Annotated in this window: 14 protein-coding genes; 2 read left to right on the top strand and 12 right to left on the bottom strand. The window is 51.8% G+C overall.

Annotation, left to right across the window (positions count from 1 at the left end):
* Positions 1-23: 23 nt before the first annotated feature.
* The 12 genes from MKQ70_RS00650 to MKQ70_RS00705 form a co-directional block, all read right to left on the bottom strand.
* Complete coding sequence (locus tag MKQ70_RS00650) at positions 24-947, bottom strand: SusC/RagA family TonB-linked outer membrane protein (RefSeq protein WP_248066208.1); 924 nt, start codon at positions 945-947, stop codon at positions 24-26.
* Positions 896-3,697 (bottom strand): SusC/RagA family TonB-linked outer membrane protein, encoded by a 2,802-nt coding sequence (locus MKQ70_RS00655; RefSeq protein WP_308199390.1) that lies wholly within the window; start codon positions 3,695-3,697, stop codon positions 896-898. The genes MKQ70_RS00650 and MKQ70_RS00655 overlap by 52 nt, the downstream gene beginning before the upstream one ends.
* Positions 3,698-3,762: 65 nt before the next feature.
* Entirely contained in the window at positions 3,763-4,656 is an 894-nt protein-coding gene (locus MKQ70_RS00660; RefSeq protein ID WP_248066217.1) for a fasciclin domain-containing protein, read from the bottom strand.
* Between the two features lie 14 nt (positions 4,657-4,670).
* Positions 4,671-5,222, bottom strand: a complete 552-nt coding sequence (locus MKQ70_RS00665) for a hypothetical protein (protein WP_248066219.1) — start codon at positions 5,220-5,222, stop codon at positions 4,671-4,673.
* Positions 5,150-6,367 (bottom strand): fasciclin domain-containing protein, encoded by a 1,218-nt coding sequence (locus MKQ70_RS00670; protein WP_248066222.1) that lies wholly within the window; start codon positions 6,365-6,367, stop codon positions 5,150-5,152. Before MKQ70_RS00670 ends, MKQ70_RS00665 begins: the two co-directional genes overlap by 73 nt.
* Before the next feature lie 14 nt (positions 6,368-6,381).
* Entirely contained in the window at positions 6,382-7,881 is a 1,500-nt protein-coding gene (locus tag MKQ70_RS00675; protein WP_248066225.1) for a RagB/SusD family nutrient uptake outer membrane protein, read from the bottom strand.
* A gap of 17 nt (positions 7,882-7,898) precedes the next feature.
* Positions 7,899-8,531 carry a hypothetical protein gene (locus MKQ70_RS00680; protein ID WP_248066228.1) on the bottom strand — a complete coding sequence of 211 codons (633 nt, stop codon included), beginning with the start codon at positions 8,529-8,531 and terminating at the stop codon, positions 7,899-7,901.
* Positions 8,528-9,727, bottom strand: coding sequence for a TonB-dependent receptor domain-containing protein (locus MKQ70_RS00685; RefSeq protein WP_248066231.1), 1,200 nt, complete (start codon positions 9,725-9,727; stop codon positions 8,528-8,530). The genes MKQ70_RS00680 and MKQ70_RS00685 overlap by 4 nt, the downstream gene beginning before the upstream one ends.
* A complete protein-coding gene (locus MKQ70_RS00690) occupies positions 9,724-11,181 on the bottom strand; it encodes a TonB-dependent receptor plug domain-containing protein (RefSeq protein ID WP_248066234.1) in 1,458 nt (485 codons plus the stop codon). Before MKQ70_RS00690 ends, MKQ70_RS00685 begins: the two co-directional genes overlap by 4 nt.
* Positions 11,182-11,192: 11 nt before the next feature.
* Positions 11,193-11,573 (bottom strand): fasciclin domain-containing protein, encoded by a 381-nt coding sequence (locus tag MKQ70_RS00695; RefSeq protein ID WP_248066238.1) that lies wholly within the window; start codon positions 11,571-11,573, stop codon positions 11,193-11,195.
* 44 nt (positions 11,574-11,617) lie between these two features.
* Positions 11,618-11,881, bottom strand: a complete 264-nt coding sequence (locus MKQ70_RS00700) for a hypothetical protein (protein WP_248066241.1) — start codon at positions 11,879-11,881, stop codon at positions 11,618-11,620.
* The gene (locus MKQ70_RS00705; protein ID WP_248066246.1) at positions 11,872-13,269 is read right to left on the bottom strand and encodes a fasciclin domain-containing protein; all 1,398 of its coding nucleotides are present in this window, start codon (positions 13,267-13,269) and stop codon (positions 11,872-11,874) included. Before MKQ70_RS00705 ends, MKQ70_RS00700 begins: the two co-directional genes overlap by 10 nt.
* Before the next feature lie 936 nt (positions 13,270-14,205).
* Between MKQ70_RS00705 and MKQ70_RS00710 the strand changes: the two genes are divergently transcribed.
* Both MKQ70_RS00710 and MKQ70_RS00715 read left to right on the top strand, forming a co-directional pair.
* Complete coding sequence (locus MKQ70_RS00710) at positions 14,206-15,333, top strand: glycoside hydrolase family 2 TIM barrel-domain containing protein (RefSeq protein WP_248066250.1); 1,128 nt, start codon at positions 14,206-14,208, stop codon at positions 15,331-15,333.
* The gene (locus MKQ70_RS00715; protein ID WP_248066256.1) at positions 15,333-17,333 is read left to right on the top strand and encodes a beta-L-arabinofuranosidase domain-containing protein; all 2,001 of its coding nucleotides are present in this window, start codon (positions 15,333-15,335) and stop codon (positions 17,331-17,333) included. The genes MKQ70_RS00710 and MKQ70_RS00715 overlap by 1 nt, the downstream gene beginning before the upstream one ends.
* The last annotated feature ends 143 nt before the right edge of the window (positions 17,334-17,476 follow it).

The raw sequence follows: 17,476 nt of genomic DNA on the forward strand, positions 1-17,476 counted from the left end.
TTGTTCTTTTTAGATAGATAATGTTACAGCCCGATCCGGATACCCAGTGTCACATTGCGGAACAACGGGTCCAGGCCCATGTCTGTACCCTGCGCAAAAACGCTTGGGTTGGCGCTGAACTCGGGATCAAATCCTTTGTAGTTCGAAAGTGTGAACAGGTTGTTGCCGGTTGCATACACGGAAGCGCTTTTCAGGATGGCGTTCCTGATCGGGATGTAGTACTGCAGCGACAGGCTGCGCAGGCGGAAGTAAGATCCGTCTTCGATCCAGCGATCGGAGAAACGGCTGTTCCCCATCGGATCGCCCCAGGTAGCTTTCGGAGAAGCGCCCACCTGGCCGTCGTACCGCCAGCGGTTATTTACGCTGATCAACTGGTTTTCTACGCCGGAAGCGGCTTCCAGGCGGTAGCGGGTATAGTTGTAAACTTTGTTGCCTTTGCTGAAAGTAAACAGGCCATTCAGTTCAAATCTTTTGTAAATCAGTCGGGTGCTGATACCGCCGGTGTAATCCGGTGTAGGGTTGCCAATGTTTACACGGTCCGCTGCATCGATCACACCATCGCCGTTTACATCCACGAAGTGTACATCACCGGCGGCATAGTTGGTGAAAGAGCCATCGTAGTTGCGTTTTCGGAGATTCGCCTGCGTGGCTTCTGCCTGGGTGGAGAACACACCGGCTGTTTTGTAACCATAGAACTGCGAAGCAGGAAAGCCATTCACGGTGAGCAGGGTAGCACCCGCATAGTCTGTTTCGATACGGCCGCCGGGAACAGATCCTATTGTGTTTTTGTACGTGCTCATGTTCACACCGATATCCCATTTCAGGTTAGGTTGATTTAATACACGGGCATTCAGCGCTGCTTCGTAACCAGTCGTTTTCATGCTGCCGCTGTTGGTCAGGATGGTGTTGAAGCCGGTAGGCGATGCGATCTGTTCGTATACGAGCATATTGCTGGTATTGTTCCGGAACACGTCAGGCTCAGGCTCACACGTTCGTTGAACAGCGCCACGTCCAGGCCGCCATTCAGTTTTTTCACGGTTTCCCATTGTAAAGCTGGATTGGCAATACCGTTACGTACCAAACCCTGCATACCCAGCAGGTTCTGTGAACCGTAAGTCTGGCGGGCGGTGTAGTTACCGATATCGTCGTTGCCGGTAAGGCTGTAAGTAGCGCGCAGTTTCAGTACATCCACAAAAGAAGTCTGCATGAAATCTTCCGAAGAAATTAACCAGGCCGCACCAATCGAAGGCATTACCGGCCAATGCGTGCCGCTCATGCTGATGCCATTTTTCGCTTCTTTACCAAAACGGGAAGATCCATCGGCAGCCACGTTAAAGGAGAGGAAGTATTTATTGCGGAATCCATAATCTGCATTCAGGTAAATGCTCATCCAGTTCCATTCACCGATACCGCCGCCTACCTGGCGCAGCGCCGCCACACCGTTTTGCACACTCACGAGCTCATCGGTAGCGGAGTTGTAACCCAGCGCATAATCCTGCTCCGAGCTGTTTTTCTGGTAACGCAGGCCAACGTTGGCGCTGATGTTATGGATATTATTGATGTTTTTACGGTAGCTGATACGGCTGTCGCTGTACAGCGAGTAGATGCGTTTAACCTGTGTGCCTAAACGGTTTTTCGCAATGGCATTATCCAGCGTGTCTTTTGCCACGCCCGCGCTGGGTACGAAAATGTTTTCCCGCACTTTGTCGTACATCACGCTGAACAATGTGTTGGCGCTCCAGTTATCGTTGAAGTCATATTTGAAACCAAAGGAACCCAGGAAGCGGTAGTACCTGTTGTACGCCTGCATGTTGTTGATCACGGCAGTCGGGTTACTGATGCCCGTGGTATCGCGGTCTGCGAGGTTCGGGCTTTGTACGCCTTCTTCGTTCACCACATGCGTATTCAGGAAGGGAGATTTGATCAGCGAGAGGAAGATAGGCGCGGTTTGGTCGGCGATGCCCTGATCTTTCAGCTGCTGTTCATTATAGGTAAACGCGAGATTTGCGTAACCGGTAAACTTACGGGTAAAGTTGAACTCCGCGTTAAAGCGGGTGTTGTAGCGCGACAGGTCCGTGTTTCGCACGGTGCCCTGGTTGCTGGTGGCGCCTACACTGAGACCGTACGTGGCGATGTTATCGCCGCCGGTTACTTTCAGGTAGTAGTTATTGCTCATGCTATTTTTAAACACCTGGTCCTGCCAGTTGGTGTTAAAATGATAGCTGCTGTAGTCAGGGTTGTTGGGATCATCGTTCATATACGGCAATGCGGCCACCTGGCCGCTGGTCAGGCCTTTGCTCTGCAGGATGTCGCTGAGGTACACGCGGTAGTCGGCGGCATTCATGACAGGCAACTGTTTCGGCGCGCTGTTAAAACCGGCGAATGCGCCAAAGCTGATGCGGGTAGCCTGTTCGCTGGCGCGCGCAGTAGTAATGATAATTGCCCCGTTGGCGCCCTTGGTGCCGTAGATGGACGAGGCATCGCGCAAAACCGTGATGTTATCGATATCCTTCGGATCGATGAGCGCGAGGGGATTGGTGTAGTTGTTCGCGATGATGCTCTGGCCGTAATCGTTGTTGTCGTACAGCATGTTATCGATCACGATCAAAGGCTTGTTGGTGCCATACAGCGAAGTATAACCGCGGAGGAACAGGTTGGCGCCCGCGCCCTGCGTGCCGGAGCGGCGAATGGCATTCAGACCGCTGATACGGCCCTGTAGCAACGCATCTGGTGTTTCAGAGTTGTGCACCCAGGGATCCACGTTGTACTGTGTTACAGATGCCGTGGTAGTCAGTTTGGAACGTTCGCCCATAGGCAGGGTAACGGTTTCGTTGAATGACTGGTGCGTAACATCCTGCAGACTTACATTCAGGCTTTTACGGCCTTTCAGCGGCACCTGCCTTTTGTCGTAGCCTTCACCGCTGATGATCACGGTGCTGTTCCAGGACGGTACTTTCAGGTTGAATTTACCATCGGTATCGGTGATGGCGGCGGAGAACTTTTCCACTTCCACACGGATGCCCGCCGCCGGTTTGCCGGTAGCCGCGTCTTTGATCACGCCGTTCAGCAACCGGATCGCATCGCGCTCCTGCGCTGCCGGCGCCTTGGCCGGTTGCGCGGGGTTTTGCGCTACAGCAGATCCCGCAGCCAGTACGAGCGCTACCGCTATCATCGTTTTCATCGGGAATTTTTTATTGGTATAGATCATTGATATCAGTTTAAAAACGGGTTCCAGCCTGATGTAATCACACACCAGCAGGTTCGCCGTGGCACTAGTGGAATTGGCAGCTGTTAAATAAATGAGCATAGAGGGCTGGTAAGTCGCCATCGTAAACTCGCCCAGGTACACTTCTGAATAGTTGTTGGGTGTTACCGTCACGTAAGGCAGCAGCATCGTAGCGGGCAAACCGATCGATACTTTCTGGGTATAGTTTACGGTGATGATGTTATCGTTCACTGCCACCCAGTAAGCCCTGAACTTCGTGCTGGGCATTTCCCGTACGAGGTAGGAGAGACTGAACTGCGCGGTACCGTGACCGTTGGCTACCACATCACGGAAAGGCAAACCTGTCAGTGTGTTGATGCGGTCGCGTATATACATGTTGCCGCGTTTTTCGGCGGTAAGGCCCACCCAGTTTTCGCATTCTATCTTAATCTGTTTGAACTTCTCTGCTGGTTTTACAGGTGCAGCGCTCATTACATAGATATTACCATTGCTGGTTTTAATTGTTTGTTTGATAGAGAGCTTCGCCACCGGCAGTTTTACATTGAATTTAGAGACGATCGTGTCGGGCAGGTCTGCATCGCGGTACAGGGTATCGCGGGCAAGATCTTTACGACCGTCCAGTGCGTGTAAAGCAGCGTCGTATCTTCTGTAGGGCCTGTGCAGTAAGGCTTGAATTTCGCGATCTCTGCATCCCACGCCGCGTCTTCCAGTACGAACATGGAGTAAGTTTTACTTTCATCGCGCAGGTCGTACACATTTCTCCAGAACAGGTTGGTGCGGATGGAATCCGTGCCCGGTTTGTAAATTGGAACGCCGGTATTCGGATCGATCCCGGTCTGTACGGCATTCGTGGCGTCAAACACGTTACGGAACAGCGACAGCATATATGCCTTTTGTTTGGCCGGAATGTTCGCGTTCGTTTCCAGTGTTTCCCAGGCGTTGTTCAGTACAGGCATCGACTTGTCGATTACCTGCAACACGCCGTTCTTTGTTTGTTTATCTGCCGTAGTAATCGTTGCGTTCTCGATAGTTTTGTTCAGCAGGTTGGCATACTTCCCGTTCATCAGGGCAATGCGCGTTAACGTAGTGGTTTTGCCAGCGTAAGTCGATTGCAGGGCAATGTGGTTGCCCAGGAACTTATTGAGTTTCGCCGTATCGCTTACAATACCTGCATCCAGCGTGGCAAGGGCGTCGTTGCTGGGGGCAAATACCGTAAACGTTTTGGAAGAGGACAATACTTTGTCGTAACCGGATTTCACCAGCAGTTCAGCAAACTTGCTCAGTGAAGGATCGGCATTGATCTGGTCCATCAGGGTGTTGGAAAGGGATGCGTCGTTCAGGGCGTTATGAGCGTCCCATTTTTCGCAGCCCGTTGCCACCGTGGCGCCCAGTGCTATCGCGAGTAATATTTTATAAATGTTGATGCGCATGTAGTCAGTGTTTACTAATTATACTTCTTCGTTCCGTCTGTGGCGAACCTGGGCAGGATCTGGTTGTCATCTATCGGTATGATGTGGATCATATCGAGGTAGTTGTTGTTCTGCGTGCCGCTGATCGGGATAATGCGGATCTGCTGGCGCTGTGTGGTTTTGAACTCATACGTACCGACCAGTTTACCGGCGTAGTTGGAATCTGTATTATAAGCACGGGCTTCTGTATACTGTTTCCAGCCGATAGCTTCCAGTTCGGCATCGCTGCCTTTCGGACGAAGCTCCGTGAAGTTGAAGGTGCGCGGCATCAGTTCGCCGTTGACGCTCACCTGGCAAAGCTGGTTAGAGCTGCTGGATTGTTTGCTGCGGGAGTAACACATCCAGATTTTGTATTTGCCTTTTACGATCGGCGGCGTCACCATTTCCCACCATATCGGGCGGCTTGGCAAGCCGAGCGGCAGCTGGTTTACGTCGTTGTTCACGGCGTAACGGCTCACACTGGAGCTGGTGCTGTAGCTATAGGTGAAGATGTTCGTGCTCGCCAGTGATCCCCAACCCCAATACACATCTTTGAACGGTTGATCTGCTTCACTCTGACGGGTAATCGTGATGCTGGCTTTTTATAGTTGGCGGGCATCTTCATGATTTCTGTAAAGGTGCTCACATCCCAGTATACTGCTGTCGGGGCACGGTACTTCACGGTAAAGTGCGCACCATCGTGCCACACACCGTTGGTAGCTGCGTTGTCGCTCGTGGAACGAATCAGCGTTACGCCTTTTTCAAGCACGCCGTTAAATTCATCCTCATTTACCACTACGTTGGTGTTCAGCAGCTGCGTGGTCACTACTTCCTGCGGTTGCAAGGTCTGGTGAGCCGGAGCGCTGATGATATCACCCAGGAACTTTACGCCGTCCAGGATGTGGTAAGCCACGTACATGTGCAGGCTGTCGTTCGCGTTGGCGGGATTACCGGTTTTAGAGTATTTCGCTTTCAGGGCGGCGTAGGAAGTGATGCCGCTGTCGGCCAGCGCCTGGTTGCTTTCGGCCAGCAGGGTAAGCCAGCGTTTGGAAGTGTCCGGGTCTACCGTGTTCAGGCGGTCGTAAAAACCTGTTTCTTTAATCGCCTGTACAAAGATGGAGTACTCCGGTTTCGCTTCCAGCTGTTTTACCAGGGATACGGTAGATGGTTCCAGTACATGGTCTACCTGGTGGATAAAACCGTTACCCACACGGATGTTGGACTTGGTCACCAGTGCCTGGCGGTTGATGATAAAGCTGGAAACGCTTTCTTTATTGCTTACACCGGTAATCAGGTATTGTCCGAACATGGTGGGAATCGGCAGTTTGCCATCCTTAAAGTTGGAGGTGGTCAGCGTATCTGTGATCAGGTGGAATTTCACCGGGTCTTTCAGGGTTTCCAGGTTGGCTGCGTCTACGTTCGCCGCGCCTACTTTGGATAACCAGGCTTTCACCCCGCTGTTGGTGGGTGCGAAACAAGTATAGGCGCCATACGCGTTCAGGAAGGCCGAAGTTTCGGTACGGTCTAATATCTGTTTAAATAAGGAAAAGGAGTCGGGATATTTTTCGAGATATCCTACGATGTTCACATCGCCCGTAGTGGTCATTTTAATGTCCATTTTCCGGCAGGAATGTACAGCCAGCAGGCAAGAGACCAATCCTAAGGTAACGATGTATGAAAATCTGTTCTTCATAACCGGGAATTATTTTATTTGTAGAAAGGATTTTGTTCCAGCAATTTGTTTGACTGTAACTCGTACAGGTATATCGGGAAGTAAAGTGCGTTTTCGTCTTTCAGTTTGTTGAAAGCTACCTGCTGCCGTTCTTTCGGGATGCTGATACCGACCATGTCCGTCATGTAGCGCAGGTTGAGGAATTTATTTCTTTTGGCGTTGCGCAGCACGTCGTAGTATCGTTTGCCTTCGAAAGCAAATTCACGCTGGCGTTCTGCGAGGATAAATTCTTCCATGCTTTCTTTGCTGGTGGAATCCATTGGTACGCCTACTTCCAGTGCCTGTGCGCGCTGGCGGATGTTCATCACCAGGCGGGATGCCTCCAGCGGCTGGTTGAGCTGGTTGATGGCCTCTGCTTTCATCAGCAATACATCTGCGTAGCGGTAAAAGATCCAGTGAGCGAACGATTGATCCGGTGCGCGGAGGCTCGTGCCGTTATCGTCCGCACCAACGTACTTCCAGATAGTACCATCGTTGGAACGCAGTGAACAGCCGTTACCGCGCTTATCTTCCAAAGGAGGACTATTCAACGCATCCTGGCCAAATACTTCGTCCATCAGGTGAGCAGCGGCGCCCCAGCGGCGGGTGGTGCTGATGAAGATGCTGTGGAAGGAGTTGAGGCGCTGTGCATCGAATTGCAGCTCAAAAATGCTTTCGGCGGAATTGCCCCGGTAGTACAATGCGTCGAACAGGGAAGAGGTGGTACCTACCAGGCCGAAGTTGCCGGAGTTGATCACTTTGTTGCACTCGGTAGCACATTCCGCATATTTTTCACGCCAGAGGTACACATCCGCCAGGATCGTATTCACCGTGTAACGGGTTACGCGGCCTTTATCGCGGTCGATGTTGCTGTACGTAGTCGGCACCATAGGCTCTGCGGTCTTGAGGTCCAGCTCTATCTGGTTCAGGATGCTGTCTGCACCGCTTTTTGCCATGGGCTTCACGTCCTCGTCGCTGATCGTTGCGGTGAGCTTTAAAGGCACTTCTTTAAAAGTCCTTACCAGGTAAAAGTACATCAGGGCTCTAATGGCGTGGGCTTCGCCCAGTGCACGGTTCAGGTGGTCCTGCGTAAATGTGTTGTCGTTTTTCATGACGCCGGGCGCCAGTGCTATCACGGTATTGCAATAGTTGATGGTTTCGTATACCGGGCGCCAGTTGGCAAAGGTGTTGGTGGGTAAAATGTTCCAGTTCACGATATCGTTCTCGCTTGCACTGGCCCTGAATCCCGGGATCACCATGTCGGTACGGGCTTCTCCCCAGATGAAAAGATATTCGGGCAGGGGCGGAAGATTGTTGGTGCCGCTCCCCATCATGGACGCGTAAATGCCTGTCACGGCCGCGTCTACCTGCTCCTTGGTTTTCCAGAATTCTTCCCTTACGATGCCATCCTGCGGCCGCAGCTCCAGCCATTTGTTGCAGGAGCTCATACCCAGGGAGGCTGCCAGTAAACACGTATATATCAGTTTGTTCTTCATGTTTCGCTTTTTTTCAGTTAGAATCCTGCTACGAGGCCAATGGTGAATATTTTAGCCGGGGGCGTCATCGAGTAATCATACGCGATCCTGAAAGGGTCGGCGCCGGAAGTACTGATTTCCGGATCCTGGCCGGTGTAACGGGTCAGGGTGAACAGGTTCTCCGCGGTGATGTAGCCACTCAGCGTTTTCATCTTCAGCCTGTTTTGTACAAACTTGGGATCGAAGGTGTAACGGCCGGTGATGGTGCGGAAGCGTACAAAGGAGGCATTCTCCACGTAACGGTCGCTGCCCAGCCAGTTGTAACCACCGCCGATGATCGCGCGCGGCATATCGGTTACGTCGCCTTCTTTTCTCCAGCGGCGCAGTACTGCCGTGCTCTGGTTGTCGAAGTTGTACATGTTGGTGGTGCTCATTTTTGTACCATTGATCACATCGTAGCCTAATCTGAAGTTGAAGAAGGTAGAGATATTGATCTTGTTTTTCCAGCCGAACGAAGGGCCAAAGCCGCCAGACAGTTTCGGGTTGCTGTTCCCCAGGTATACTACATCCATATAGTTGATGTTGCCGTCGTGGTTGATGTCTTCGTAAATCGCATCGCCGGGTTGGAAGGTGTAATCCAGTGTAGGGTAGTTGAAGCGGGTGTAAATCACCGGCCATTGGGACCGATGATCGGTTTGCCATCGGCGCCCTGTGCACGGGTCGCATCTCTGTCGGCATATACACCTTTGAATTTATATCCATAGAAGGAACCAAAGGGATTATCTACCTGCAACAGGCGCATATATTCTCCCAATTGCGTTACATCGCCCTTGGTGCTGGGATACAGTTCGGAGATTTCGCGGATCACGTTTTCGTTGCGGGAAATGTTGAAGTTGAAGCCGATGTTCCAGTCTTTCTTTTTGATCGGCGTGGTAAATACCGCCAGTTCCCAACCCTGGTTATCCATTGTGCCCACGTTCATGTTCACGCTGCTGTAACCATTGTAAGAGCCGATCTGCAGGTTGTCGAAGAACAGGTCTTTGGTGCGGTTGCGGTAGATTTCCATATCTGCGCGCAAACGGCCGCCGAACAGGCTGATGTTGGCACCCAGGTTCTGCCCGTGAATGGTTTGCCAGCGGAGGTTTTTCAGTTCCATCGTGGCAGGAAACACGCCGGATTCACCCAGGTAACTCCAGGCATAAGTGTTGTACCGGTTGTAGAAAGTATAATCGTACCGGGGCGCCTCGCCGCTCTGGCCATAGCTGGCGCGGAAGCTGAGGTCATCCAGTTGTTTGATTTTGTTGAGGAAGTTTTCTGCCGAAGCTCTCCATCTAACAGAAACAGAAGGGAACATACCGTAGCGGTAGTTAGGTCCGAAGCGGGAGTTGCCATCGCCGCGGATGCTCATGTTCACAATGTATTTCTCTTTCCAGTCGTATTGCGCGGTCACCACGGCGCCGATGGCGCGGGTCTGCGATACGTTGGAGGCCGCGTTCAGATCAGTACCCACCGTACGCGAGGGGATGCTCGGATCGGTTAGTAAAGAAGACGCGGTATTGGAGGTCATCAGTTCCTGGGTCACTGCTTTCGCGTCGCTGGCAATCACGCTCAGGAACGTCAGCAGGTGGTGGTCCGGGTTGCGCTCGAACTTCGGTGAATATACAAGGTCGAATTTGGTGACGATATTAAATACGTCCACGTCGCCGTCATAAGCCCTGTTTACCACTGTTTCGGTGCTGTTACGACCGGTGGCGATCTGTGGAAGGAAGCTGGTGTTTTTGGTATTGTTGATGTCGAATTGTACGTCCAGGGTGGTCCTCAACACGTCTTTTATAATGTCGTAGTTCAGCTGGAATCTTGGAATCACCCTGTCGCCCCCACGTCGTACTTCGCTTTGGCAGCCATGGCCACGGGGTTGTAAATGCGGCTGTAAGTACCCTGTACGTTAGAGAAAGGAGAGAAGTAGTTGGGGGAAAGATTGCCGTATTCATCATATTCAAACACACTCATGTTCGGCATCTTAATGTACGCCATGCCGCGGATCGCACCATCTTTACTGCTCATGTAGTTGCGTTGCAGGTCGCTGTGCGTGTAAGCAATGCTGGTAAATATGCGGATCTTTTCGGAAATGTAATAGTCCAGGTTGATGCGGCTGCTGATCCTTTTTAATCCCGTGCCGAGTGTCGTGCCCACCTGGTCGAAATAGCCGAGAGACGCGAAGTAGCGTGCTTTTTCACCGCCACCGCTCATGCTGATATTATGATCCTGCAGGTTGCCTACTCTCGAAATTTCGTCTATCCAGTTGGTGTTGTTGCTGTAGTTATAATACCAGTAAGGATCGTTAGGGTCGTAGTTGAACTCCCTTACCGCGGTGGTGTTAAGCGGAAGGCCGGTACGGTTCATGAACGCTTCGGGAATCAACGTAGAATACTGATCACCGCTCAGCAGGGGAATCGCATCGGGCAGGTAAGATTTAGAGCCTTTAAAGGTATAGGTGATAGACGGTTTGCCGATGTTACCGCGTTTGGTGGTGATCACCAGTACGCCGTTCGCCGCACGGGAACCCCATACTGCCGTAGCTGCCGCATCTTTCAGTACACTGATCTCGCGGATGTCGGCTGGAGAAATGTTCAGCAGTTGTGCATAGCCCTGTTCATCCGCCGCGCCAAAGTTAAAGTCGCCGGGAATCTCTGTTTCCAGGGGCATACCGTCCACTACGATCAAAGGCGTGCCGGTGCTGCTGATGGACGAAATACCACGGATACGGATGTTCATCGCCGCGCCGGGATCGCCGCTGGTGGCGGTGATATCCACACCGGCCAAACGTCCCTGAAGTGCCTGGTCAATCGATGCGGCCTGCATTTCCTCCATCTCTTTCGCGTTGATTTTGGAGATAGCGGTGGTGAGGTTGCGTTCTTTAATAGGGAGCATGCCGTTGTTGACCATTCTGCCACCCTGTATTTCCACGGTATTCAGGTCGGTGCTGCCGGTGCTCAACATAAAGTTGAGCGTGGTTCGACCGTTCAGCTGCTGCGAATTGGTGCGGTAGCCGATATAGGAGGCGGTTACTTTGTTTTTAACATTGCTTATTCTGAGTACGAAGTTGCCTTCCACATCGGTCGCCGTACCCTTGATGATACGGCCGTCCTTGTCCACTTCCGCAACGGATACGCCGATGAGGGCCTCCCGCGTGGTGGCGTCCAGCACCTTACCCTTAATGAGGGTAGTGCCGTCGGTGGCAGGCGTTTGCGCTACGGCGGCAGTAACGCACAGGCCGATAAGCGCATATATGCAAGCTATCTTTTTTATAAAATGGAGCATAGCAGGGAGTGTTATTCTTGATATTTTAAATAATTGTCGATCAGGTGGATCACGCAGCGGTTGCTCAGGTAGTTGCTTTGTGCGAAAATGATGTTGGCCTTGCGGTTATGCGCATCTGTGAGCACCATGGCATTGCGCACCGAGTTGTCTACGAACACGCCACCAGGATCACCGGCGTTGTTGCGGTACAGCGTTTCGAACGAACCGCTTTCCAGTCCGTCCGTCGCTACAGTTTTCTTATTGAGGATGTGGTTGTAAATGAATTTATTCACCAGTTCCTTGTCTGCCAGACCGGCCGGATTGTTGCTTGCAGGCAATAAGCCGGCAGCTATGGCCTGGGTAATCGCTGCGTTATTCGGCACGAACACCGTGTAGAAAGTACCCGACGCCACGTTCAGGATATCGCCCGTAGCGGCAGTATAGATGCTGGAATTTTTCAGGTAGTTCCAGAATGAATTATACTGCGAGGTGCTGGGGAGCCCAGTTTCTCAATATGCTTACCGATGACGGTTTCGGAGAAAGTCAGCACGCGGTTGATGTTATGCGCCGTGCCGTTTTTCGCAGTTTTGCTCCAGATTTTAGTGGCTACGTTGGCGCTGTCGAGGTTACCCGCCGCCCATACGGAGTTGTTTTCGAACTTCACGAACTCGCCGCCGTACGATAAAGCGACGCTGCCGTTGGTGATGTCGTTTACATCCACCCCGGGATCACGTGCAGGTAAATTACCCGCAGCAGGCGCACCAGGGCCGAGGAGCCCGTGAGTTGGCTGCCGCCATTAGATGGAATGTAACGCCATTGCAGGAACGGGTTGTTGTCTACCGTGGGGTCCACGAAGAAACCGGCCGCGTTCAGGGTGGCATTGCTGATCAAAAAGATGGAATATTTCTGGTGGATGTTCGAGATCGTGAATTTCAGTTCCTGGTTCAGCAGGCTGGTCATCATCGAGAACTGCGGGTCCAGGTAGGCTTTGCCGTACACGCTGCTGAACACGTTCGCTTCCTGCACTTTGCTGGTACCGTAGAAAATACCGTTGCTCAGGATTTTTTTGTCTACCACGTCTACAGCCGGGTTAAACCTGGCTTCTTCGTTCACGAAGTTGAAGGTGGTGGCGAATTTGCTCGGCCAAACAGCGGACTGCCACATGTGCGCGTTCACGAAATCCGTTACCACGCTGATGGGCAGTGTTTCCAGGCTGGTGTAGTTTTCCAGGAGCACGTTGCTCATATAAGCATTCATGGCCGCGTTAGTAGGCACGAACATGCTGTAACAGTTTTGCTGGCCGTCGTTGTCGGTCAGCTTCATGAAGTTTTCGTTGTTCGGTGAAAAGCCCAGGGTGGCCGCGTATAATTTAGTATATACGTTGGCGTTACCACCGGTGGTAAGCCGGTAGTTATTGGTCACCGTAGGGTTCAGCGCGTAGCTGACCAGGTAACGGTCGAACAGTTTTTTAAACTCACTGTAGTCCGGGTTGTTCGAAATATATTCGTCGAGCCCCGGCAATGCGCTGATCACGTGGTCTATTACGTGGATCACACCGTTTTCGGCGGGTACGTCCTGTTCCGTTACTTTCGCATTTGCCACGTTGAAGCCCGTATACGGCGTGTTGGGATAAAAGTAATTGTAATCGGCGGCGGTGAGCGTTTTTGCAGTCATGAAGTTGTTCACGAAGTACGGGATGTACTTGTTGTTGTAGTCTGCATCAATGTAAAACGTAGCGCCGTTGTTGTTACGGTTGCTTGCAATCATTTTCACCGTTTGTCCATCGTTGTTCACGCCATCGTATACGCCGGAGTAGTAGGCGGTACGGCGGCGGAAGCCGGTATTAGGCACCCAGCCGGTATTGGCCTGGTAGTCGCCGAGCCTTTCTTTCTTAAAAGCGTTGTACACCAGGCAATAAGTAACGATTTTGCGGCAGGCAATGCTGTCCAGCCCTGCCAGACCGCTGATGTTGTTAGCTTTGAAGTAGGCGTCGAAGGCAGAATCTGTGGGCGCAAAAAACGTCCAGTAGCCGGCCCCTGCCAGCGTTCTTTTGTATCCCGCCTTGTCAATGGCGGCGAGCAGGGTTTTAAAGTGGCCCTTTTTCTCCAATACCTGGTAAATCGGCGCCTCCAGTGTATCGGGACGGCCATAGTACTCGTCCCAGGCTTTTTTCTACAACCAAGGGCCAGCACCATCAGGGAAGCAAGTAATACGGATCTGTAAGACATGTTTCTCATCGTGGATCAAGAAATATTTATTTAATAAAAATGGGATCGGTCGGTTCAAAAGGCAAAGGCCTTCGTTGGTTCCGGGAATGTAAACCGGCGTATTCGATCTGCCGGAAAGGGATAAAAATGAATATGCATTTGTAATCAGTTTTTATATTTTCATACAACAGAAAAGTGTCGCGTGAAAAACATAACGTGAGTGAAATATTTAAACGTGCCTTTGTATCGTGATCAGCTTCTAAACCCGCGCTGTACTTGACTTTTTATTGTTCCCGCATCAGTTGATAAAACGTAATAAAATACTTGCGTTAATTCAAACATACCGCTTTTGAATTGCTTTTAAAGCACCAATTACGCAATCGTTTGCGTAGATTTTTTTGCCTGCTTTCCAGCGATGAAATTGTGTGCTGAGTGATGAAACGTAACTGTCTGTCAGCCGGATTTCCGGCGTGTTTCTATTGCACTGCATTTGTGTGAATTGACAGCGATTCGATGTTGGTTGTAGGGACACTGTTTTGGGTGCAGTTGGATTCACCGGGAACAGTTCCAGAATACACCTCCAATTTATCCCATTTTACCCGATCTACCGTCCTGCCCCATCCTGTTATTGTAGCAGGAGAGCGGCCTACGGGCAAATGAATTGTCGGATTAACACTTTAATCCGGTACTTCCCCCTGAAACGAGGGGCAGGAAATTGAAACATTTTGCTCAATTTTTGAAACATATTGCATAAGTGCCCCGAATTTTAATACTTCCTTTACAGTTCCGGCTGGTTTTATCAAAAAGACGCTACCACGTTATGGATTGTTGCTAATTCGTGTATCCATCCCTGCGAACTTTTCCCCGGATCATTGTTATCAAAACGTTTTTTAAAGATGAAGAAATTATCCACGATCTTTTTGCCTGCAGCCTGCTCGTCTGCACCACCGCTATGTCCCAGAAAAAGGAACGCGCCGTATGGAGCAAGGAAAAAGCCAATGCCTGGTACGCCAAACTGCCCTGGATGGTGGGCGCCGACTACATCCCTGCCTCCGCCATCAACCAGCTGGAAATGTGGCAGGCCGAATCGTTCGACAGCGCGCAGATCGACAAGGAGCTGGGCTGGGCCGAGGGTATCGGGATGAACGTAATGCGCGTGTACCTGCATCATCTGGCCTGGCAGGTAGATCCCGCCGGTTTCAAAAAACGCGTGAATACTTACCTCAATATCGCCGGCAAACATGGTATTAAAACTGTATTTGTGCTGTTCGACGATTGCTGGAACAATACTTATAAAGCCGGCAAACAGCCCGTGCCTAAAACCGGTGTGCACAACTCCGGCTGGGTGCAGGACCCCGGTATGCTCAGCTTCATGGACCTGAACTACATGAACTCCCTGGAAAAATACGTGAAGGATGTACTACAGGCTTTCCGCAATGATAACCGTATTTTGCTGTGGGACGTGTACAACGAACCGGGTAATTCCGGCCTCCGGAACCACAGTATGCCGCTACTGAAAAATACTTTCAGCTGGGGCAGGCAGGTAGATCCCTCCCAGCCGCTGTCAGCCGGCGTTTGGTCGCTCGATCTGAAAGAACTGAACGCGTTCCAGCTACAGCAATCGGACGTGATTACCTATCACAACTATCACAAACCCGACGTACACCAACGTTGGATCGACTCTTTCCTGGTACAAACCGGTAAACCACTGATCTGCACCGAGTACATGGCCCGGACCCGGGGCAGCCTGTTCCACGAAATTCTGCCCATCCTGAAAAAGCATAAGATCGCCGCCATCAACTGGGGCTTGGTAGCCGGTAAATCCAATACCATCTACGCCTGGGATACCCCAATGCCCGAAGGTGGCGAGCCAAAGGTATGGTTCCATGATATTTTCCGCCCGGATGGTACACCTTACGATCCCAGGGAAACCGCATTCATTAAGGAAATCACTGGTAAAAAGTAATGAGGCGGTTATTGTTGTTGATATGGATGGCTGGTCCGCTGGCGGCAAACGTACAGGATAAATTGACCGTTTTGCCGTACGAGCCGCTGCCATTAGGCGCTGTTCAACCGGAAGGCTGGCTGCTCGATCAGCTGAAGATCATGAAAACCGGCGCCACCGGCCGCCTCGACGAATATTACTGGAAAGTAAAAAACGATAACGGCTGGCTCGGCGGGAAAGGCGACGGCTGGGAAGAAACGCCATACTGGCTCGATGGCGCCGTGCCATTGGCTTACCAGCTGAACGATCCCGCGCTTAAATCGAAAGTGCTCAAATACATCAACTGGACACTCGATAACCAACGCCCATCCGGCTTTTTTGGGCCCATTACGAAAAATGAACGCGAAGGTAAAAAGACGGAAACCGATCCTGCGAACGGGGAAGACTGGTGGCCGCGCATGGTGATGCTGAAAGTTTTGCAGCAGTACTACACCGCGACCGGCGACAAACGCGTGATCCCGTTCATGACGAAATATTTCCGCTACCAGTTGAACAGCCTGAAAGCCTGTCCGCTCGGCAAGTGGACCGAATGGGCCACCGCCCGTGGCGGCGATAACCTGGCCAGCGTTTACTGGTTGTACCGCCAAACCGGCGATGACTACCTGCTGCAGCTCGGCGACCTCATTTACGCACAAACCACGCCCTGGACCAACTACTTCGGCGCACGCGACTGGGTGATGGAGGCCGCTGCACAACAGAACAGTCATGCCTGGATGGACCGTCACGGTGTAAACGTGGCGATGGGTATTAAGCTGCCCGCCATCTACTACCAGGCGAAAAACGATACGCATTACCTCGACAGCCTCCGCACCGGCTTTAAGGATATTATGACGCTGCATGGCCTGCCCCATGGCATGTTTTCGGCCGACGAAGATTTACATGGCAACGACCCGAAACAGGGCGTGGAGCTCTGCGCCACCGTAGAAACCATGTATTCGCTGGAAGAAGCGCTGTCTATCACCGGTGCGCTGCCTTACGCCGATGCTATCGAACGCATGACCTTTAACGCGCTGCCGGGGCAGATTACCGACGATTTCGTATCACGCCAATACTTCATGGTGGCCAACCAGGTGCAGGTAACACGCAACGTGTTCCAGTTTTCGCTGCCCTTTAACCGGGAAATGAACAACGTGTTTGGTCCGTATGCGGGTTACACCTGCTGTACCGCCAACATGCACCAGGGCTGGACAAAGTTCACCGCGAACCTTTGGTATGCCACGCCGGATAAGGGATTGGCGGCGTTGTTGTACAGTCCCTGCAAGGTAACCGCGAAAGTGGGTGCGCAGGGCACGACCGTAACGCTGACCGAAAAGACCGATTACCCTTTCAGCGGACAGCTCACGTTTGTGCTCAATACGAAAACCAAAGTGGAATTTCCATTGAGCCTGCGCGTGCCTGCCTGGTGTAAAGAGGCCGTGGTGTTGGTGAATGGACAGCCTTACAGCAAAGCCGCCGGTGGTAATATGGTCCACATTAAACGCAGCTGGAGCAACAACGATAAGGTGGAACTGCAATTGCCGATGGAGGTGAAAACCAGCAACTGGGCCAAAAACTCCCGCACCGTAGAACGCGGCCCGCTCGTGTATGCGTTGAAGATAGAAGAGCAGTGGCGCACCGATTCTATCCGTGAAGAAGGCATGTACTACGAAATACTGCCGAAGAGCGACTGGAACTACGGTCTGCCGCGCGAAGTGATCAAAGATCCCGCGAAATTCCCGGAAGTAAAAACGAAACCCATGCCCGCCCATTTCGTATGGAACGCTGCCAATGCGCCCATCGAAATTGTAACAAAGGGCAAAAAGATACCCGAGTGGAAAATCACCGACGGTTCGGCCGTACAACCGGTCACCACCCGCGAAGATGTATACCAGGGCAAAGTCCTGCCCGAGGCCCACACGATTACCCTGATTCCGTACGGATGCTCGAAACTCCGTATAGTGGCCTTTCCTGTAGTGCCCTAAAGAATAACAGTAGATGATGTAGCCGGCGTTTCCATCCTGGAGCGCCGGTTTTTTTCTTTTATAGGCCAGCGTTTCAACACCCTTCAGCCGCCGCTGTGTCACTCCCTTCAACGGCTTTAACTCCTTTCAACTGTACAAAGATA

This window comes from Chitinophaga sedimenti, assembly GCF_023156195.1.
In the GTDB taxonomy this organism is placed as follows: domain Bacteria; phylum Bacteroidota; class Bacteroidia; order Chitinophagales; family Chitinophagaceae; genus Chitinophaga; species Chitinophaga sedimenti.

What these genes read in the sequence shown, in the direction of transcription:
- MKQ70_RS00660 (WP_248066217.1), bottom strand. Translation starts at nt 4,656, where the DNA reads ATGCGCATCAACATTTATAAAATATTACTCGCGATAGCACTGGGCGCC.
- MKQ70_RS00715 (WP_248066256.1), top strand. Translation starts at nt 15,333, where the DNA reads ATGAGGCGGTTATTGTTGTTGATATGGATGGCTGGTCCGCTGGCGGCA.
- MKQ70_RS00650 (WP_248066208.1), bottom strand. Translation starts at nt 947, where the DNA reads ATGCTCGTATACGAACAGATCGCATCGCCTACCGGCTTCAACACCATC.
- MKQ70_RS00675 (WP_248066225.1), bottom strand. Translation starts at nt 7,881, where the DNA reads ATGAAGAACAAACTGATATATACGTGTTTACTGGCAGCCTCCCTGGGT.
- MKQ70_RS00670 (WP_248066222.1), bottom strand. Translation starts at nt 6,367, where the DNA reads ATGAAGAACAGATTTTCATACATCGTTACCTTAGGATTGGTCTCTTGC.
- MKQ70_RS00690 (WP_248066234.1), bottom strand. Translation starts at nt 11,181, where the DNA reads ATGCTCCATTTTATAAAAAAGATAGCTTGCATATATGCGCTTATCGGC.
- MKQ70_RS00655 (WP_308199390.1), bottom strand. Translation starts at nt 3,697, where the DNA reads ATGAGCGCTGCACCTGTAAAACCAGCAGAGAAGTTCAAACAGATTAAG.